Origin of the sequence: Leptolyngbya sp. FACHB-711, assembly GCF_014695615.1 — a bacterium.
Taxonomy (GTDB): domain Bacteria; phylum Cyanobacteriota; class Cyanobacteriia; order Elainellales; family Elainellaceae; genus Leptolyngbya_A.
The window spans coordinates 1-5,285 of record NZ_JACJOR010000183.1 but is presented as its reverse complement, the minus strand read 5'-3'; the positions used below and the strand labels follow the sequence as shown (position 1 = coordinate 5,285).

The window sequence follows — 5,285 nt, the reverse complement described above, 5'->3', positions numbered from 1 at the left end:
CTCACCGCATTCCCCAACCCTCACTGATCTAATCTTGAATGCGATCGGGGAGGGGGTGTATGGCGTTGATCTGGAAGGCAAAGCGACGTTTGTCAATCCAGCAGCAGCTCAAATGATTGGATGGCGCAGCGAAGAACTTTTGGGACGATCGATGCACGAAGTTCTACATCATTCCCACGCGGATCACTCCTGTTATCCCAAAACCCAATGCCCAATCTATGCTGCCTTTAAAGATGGCACGGTGCATCGCGTTACTAACGAAGTGTTTTGGCGAAAAGATGGAACTTGGTTTCCAGTGGAATATATCAGTACACCGATTCGGGACGATCGAGGACAGCTAATTGGGGCAGTGGTGACGTTTCGAGAAATTACCGAGCGCAAATGGGCAGAAGCAATTTTGCACCAAATGAACGAAGAACTTGAACAAAAAGTGCGAGAACGAACGGCAAAACTGCGGCAGGCAAACGAGCAGCTTAAATCCTTGAACGAGCAGCAATCCCGCCTGGTGGCGATGGTGTGTCACGAGTTCCGTAATCCACTAAACAACATCCTGCTGGCGGTTTCCTCGCTCGATCGCTATACGCATTATCTAACTGCAGCTCAAAAGACAGAATATCTCCAGAGTATTCAAACTAACGTCGATCGCATGACCTCTATCATTGACGATATTCTTGTGATTGGCAAAGCAGAAGCCAATCGCTTAACGCCGAATTTCAAAGCGATCGATCTAGTTCCGTTCTGTCGCAGATTAAGTCAGGAAATGCAAGCTGGAACTCAACATACAATTGATTTTGTCTGCCGTCATTCGTCTTTAATGACTGAAATTGATGAGAAAATTCTGCGGCTTATCCTGACCAACCTGTTATCGAATTCAATTCGTTACTCGCCCCACTGTCAGCAGATCCAGTTCAAGCTGATGCGTCAAAAGCAGCAAATTACATTTCAAATTCAGGACTGGGGGATTGGCATTCCCCCGGAAGATCAGCCCTACCTGTTTGAGCCATTTTATCGGGGGCGAAACGCCAGTAATATTCCGGGAACTGGGTTGGGATTGAGTATCGTCAAGCAACTCGTCGATCTTCACCAAGGTAAATTACAGGTTAAAACTCGACCCGGAAAAGGGACAACAGTTCGAGTGCTGCTTGATGTGAGGCAAATCCCGATAAATTTTTCCGCTGCAAGTCCAGCCAGATCGATCAAGTTTTGATCAGATAGGGAGTGGTTTTCCAGCAGCACTGCTGCGATCGCCCCTGGCTGAATAATGTGGCATTAGAGCGACTGTTTAATCACCCGATCGCTACTAGGCTGAATCGGTCGCACATTCGCGGGAAAGAGCGCGGCAAATTGCTGTACCTGTTCGGTCGAGACCTCGGTTTCAAGGCAGGATGCGGTTTTACGATCGATTCTGCAAAAAGCACGACTGCTTGCCGATCTGTACCAGGCACAGGCTAAAGAACAGGCACAAGCTAAAGGACGAGGGGGCTGCGGCAGTTTTCTAAAAACTAACTTACGGGAGACGATAAACAACTGGACGATCGCTAAGCTTAGAACAGCGTTCAATAGCTCCCGATGACTTCCTACTTACCCTCTCAGCATCGTCGCAAAGAAATCCTACGGGGCATTCTTGCCGTATCGCTGGTGATTGTTGGCATCACGCATTTTTTGAGACCGGAGCAATACGCCCGCATTGTGCCGCCCCCGTTTCCACCTTTTGCATCGGTTTATCTGAGTGGAGTCTTTGAAATTTTGGGAGGACTCGGCTTATTGGTTCCGGTCTTGAGTGTGACGGCTGCTTGGGGCATAGTTGCTTTGTTCATCGGCGTTTTTCCTGCGAACCTCTACATGACGTTCCATTTGATTAAAATCGACGGCATTCCCCAAAGCCCAGTTTTGTATTGGGCAAGGTTGCCGTTGCAAGCCGTATTGATTGCTTGGGCATATTGGTACACGCGCAATCCCCAGGGACAGATGGGCGCGTCAGCCGTTGCCCAGAAACCGGATTGATGCGGTGAATAAAAATTGCTCAGAAAATTGCTCAAGTACCGCTATCTGCTTGAATGATTAGTTGAATGATGGGTCGAATGATTGCGGTTGCTTCGCAGTTTCCCGAAGGGTTAATCGCCCAACTCACTCCCTCAATTATCCCTTCAGACTTCAATGATTATGCTGCTTAAAACATCGACTTTATTCTCAATTCTTTTTGCGGTGGCTAGCGTATCAGGCTGTGCTTCACTTCAAGGCAATCGCAACACCCAGCAACCTGCAACTTCTGCTGCCCCTACTGCTATATCGCCTGCTGCCCCTACTGCTGCATTGCCTGCTGCCTCTACTGCTGCATCATCGTCTCCTGCGCTTCCAGCGGATATCGGTGCCGTTGCAACCGTTGCAAAACAGGTCGGACCCGCGGTGGTGCAAATCAATACATCTCGCACCGTCAGAGAATCGGTCAATGACTTTGGTTTAGATGAGTTTTTTGGCAGACGAGCCCCGCGCCAAGGACAGGTGCAGCAGGGAACAGGATCAGGCTTTATTACCACCGCAGACGGGCAGGTGATTACCAATGCTCACGTCGTTGCCGATGCTGACACTGTAACGGTGGTGCTCAACGATGGACGGAATTATTCAGGGCGCGTCGTCGGCACTGATCCCATCAGCGATCTTGCTGTCATTGATATTGATGCAGATAATCTCCCGACGGTTTCCTTAGGCGATTCTGATGCTTTGGTTCCAGGACAAATTGCAATTGCGATCGGGAATCCGCTGGGACTGAGCAATACGGTGACGCAGGGCATTGTCAGTGCAACCGAGCGATCAGTCGCTGAAATTGGCATCGCGGATAAACGCATCAACTTTCTGCAAACCGACGCTGCCATCAATCCAGGAAATTCAGGTGGACCATTGCTAAATGCCGCCGGACAAGTGATCGGAGTCAATACGGCGATTATTCAGGGCGCACAGGGCATTGGATTTGCCATTCCCATCAATACGGTGAAGCAGGTATCTCAGCAACTTGTGACGCAAGGACGAGTAGATTACCCCTACATCGGCATTCAGATGGCGGAACTCACGCCAGAGCTGCGATCGCGAATTAATGGGAGTGACGTTGGCTTTCAGGTGACGCAAGACCAGGGCATCATTGTTCTAAAAGTGCTGCCAGACTCTCCAGCGGCTCGTGCCGGGCTCCGTGCAGGTGATGTAATCGTTGCTGTAAATGGAAATTCAATTGAAAACGTGGATCAAATTCAACAGCAGGTGGATGCTACCGGAATTAACAATACAATGCAGCTTACTGTAAATCGAAACGGCAATACGCAGCAAGTCACAGTTCGTCCAGAAGCGTTGCCTGCTCAGCAGCCTGGCTAATTAAGCTGGATCAAGTTCGCTACATCAGGCATCAATAAAAGCGCGCTGCACTTCGGATACGTCCCTGTCCTGACATCGACGTTCAACTCGTTGCACCGTCCATCTTAGGCAAGTTCTCAACCTGTCACACTACCAATCTCCTTTGATTGATCCGTCCGATTAGATGGAGAAAGCACAACGGGGATGGTGCTTCATTCACTTCACCTGAATGATCTCCGATTCAGGCGCTAGACAGGGACTATGTTGAGAAGATTTCGACGATCGCTGCGACAATTTTTGACTCGGACTCGATCGATCAACAAGCAGCCACTGAATACAGTGAGCTTGATTGTCATCGTTCTGATTGACATTTTCATCCTGGTCAACGTTTTCACTGGGCTTCACGACATTAGCCGGTGGACGCTGAATCCCGATGAAGCTTATCCCTGCTATTCAGAGTGGCGCGACTACCGAACTTCAACACTGGATAATAAGGAGCTGGATAATAAGGACTTTGAGAAAATTCGGAGCATCACGGCAGATGAGAATGCTGACCCTGCTCTGGTTGGATTACCACAGTCGCTGAGCGTTCAGGAGCAATATCAACAGATCAATCAAGGACGACTCGGCAGTGTTTCATCGACTTGTTTGAGCTTTGCTGAACTCAAAGACCGGATTGATAATTCTGAGAACCAGCAATTGACGAAAGCGATCGACCAAAAACAAAGTAGCATCGAAAATCTAGAAAATTCCAATCGAACCATTCGCACTCAATATGATTCGACCCTGCTCGAACAAATTGCAGGACAGAATCGCAATCAATCGATTAATGCTGTTGGGGCAGACAGAGCCAGAGCACAGCTCAACAAAAACAATCAGCAAATTGCTCAACTCAAAGGTGAGATTGTAAAACTCAAAAGTCAGCTGGTTGCGAAACCCGAAAGCGTTGAGTTTCTTAAGTTTCTTAGAAATGATGCAGCGTTCAACGAAGCCGATCGCGGCTATCAAAGAGCATCATTTTGGTATCCCAGCATCCAACTGACGTTTCAAGCCCTGTTCCTTTTACCACTGTTGGCGGGCGCGGGTCTGGTCTACCGATTTGCCCATCGTAAACGCTACGGGCTGGTTGCGCTCATCAGCTGGCATCTGCTGATTATTTTCTTTATTCCGCTGATCCTGAAAATCTTTCAGTTTCTGCAAGTTGGCGCACTGTTTAGTTTTTTGTTCGATGTCATTAGTACCATCTTTGGCGGATTACTGTTTCTAATTAGCTATGCTTACATTTTGCTCATTCCGATCGCAGGCTTTGTCTTAATCAAATTCTTCCAAAAAATTGCGGTTCGCACCAAACTTCCACCTTCCTCACTAGTGCAGCAGTCCCGCTGTTTGAACTGTACAAGAACCTTAAAGCACAACGAAGGTTACTGTCCACACTGCGGCTATCATCAACATCTAGACTGTCACAACTGCCATCAGCCAACCTACAAGCACTTACCTTACTGTCGCAACTGTGGAGCAGAGCAAGATCTAGGTCGAGCGAGTAGCAGTACATAAACAATTCGATTGTGCATCAGAGGATGGTGGGACAGGTAAAGTAGAGGAACATCCACTTGTACGAATTCCGGATGAGATGTATCCACAAACACTACCCTCAAATTGAGTAGCGAGATCTGACAGTTTCACTCCGGCACAGCCAGCGCAGAAACCACGAATAAATCCTCCACGAATTCCTTGTTCAGGTTTTCGTAGGAGAATGTTGTCTAAAACAATACCTGAACTCTGTAGAAACCGTTTCAGACCTTTCTAGTTCTTCAGATTGCAGCACTAGGGTACGAGCGCATTAGCATTCGCGTCAGCGATCGCGCACAATCACAAAATTTTTATAAAAAATGGTATTTGAAATTGCCTGTCAATTGACGGAACATGAGGCGATCAAGCAAGTC

General features: G+C 48.1%; 5 protein-coding genes. 4 read left to right on the top strand and 1 reads right to left on the bottom strand.

The window, feature by feature from the left end:
• Positions 1 to 1,207: sensor histidine kinase (locus H6F80_RS06525; protein WP_190790779.1), on the top strand; the 1,207-nt coding region annotated here is incomplete at its 5' end.
• A gap of 62 nt (positions 1,208 to 1,269) precedes the next feature.
• Here H6F80_RS06525 and H6F80_RS06520 read toward each other — a convergent pair.
• Positions 1,270 to 1,560, bottom strand: a complete 291-nt coding sequence (locus tag H6F80_RS06520) for a hypothetical protein (protein ID WP_190790778.1) — start codon at positions 1,558 to 1,560, stop codon at positions 1,270 to 1,272.
• A 9-nt stretch (positions 1,561 to 1,569) separates the two neighbouring features.
• Here H6F80_RS06520 and H6F80_RS06515 point away from each other — a divergent pair, with 9 nt between their 5' ends.
• The 3 genes from H6F80_RS06515 to H6F80_RS06505 all read left to right on the top strand — a co-directional run bounded on the left by H6F80_RS06515 (position 1,570) and on the right by H6F80_RS06505 (position 4,896).
• A complete protein-coding gene (locus H6F80_RS06515) occupies positions 1,570 to 2,004 on the top strand; it encodes a DoxX family protein (RefSeq protein WP_190790777.1) in 435 nt (144 codons plus the stop codon).
• Positions 2,005 to 2,205: 201 nt separating this feature from the next.
• Positions 2,206 to 3,363, top strand: coding sequence for an HhoA/HhoB/HtrA family serine endopeptidase (locus tag H6F80_RS06510; RefSeq protein ID WP_347277833.1), 1,158 nt, complete (start codon positions 2,206 to 2,208; stop codon positions 3,361 to 3,363).
• Between the two features lie 240 nt (positions 3,364 to 3,603).
• Positions 3,604 to 4,896: a coiled-coil domain-containing protein gene (locus H6F80_RS06505; RefSeq protein ID WP_190790775.1), complete on the top strand. Its 1,293-nt coding sequence runs from the start codon at positions 3,604 to 3,606 to the stop codon at positions 4,894 to 4,896.
• The last annotated feature ends 389 nt before the right edge of the window (positions 4,897 to 5,285 follow it).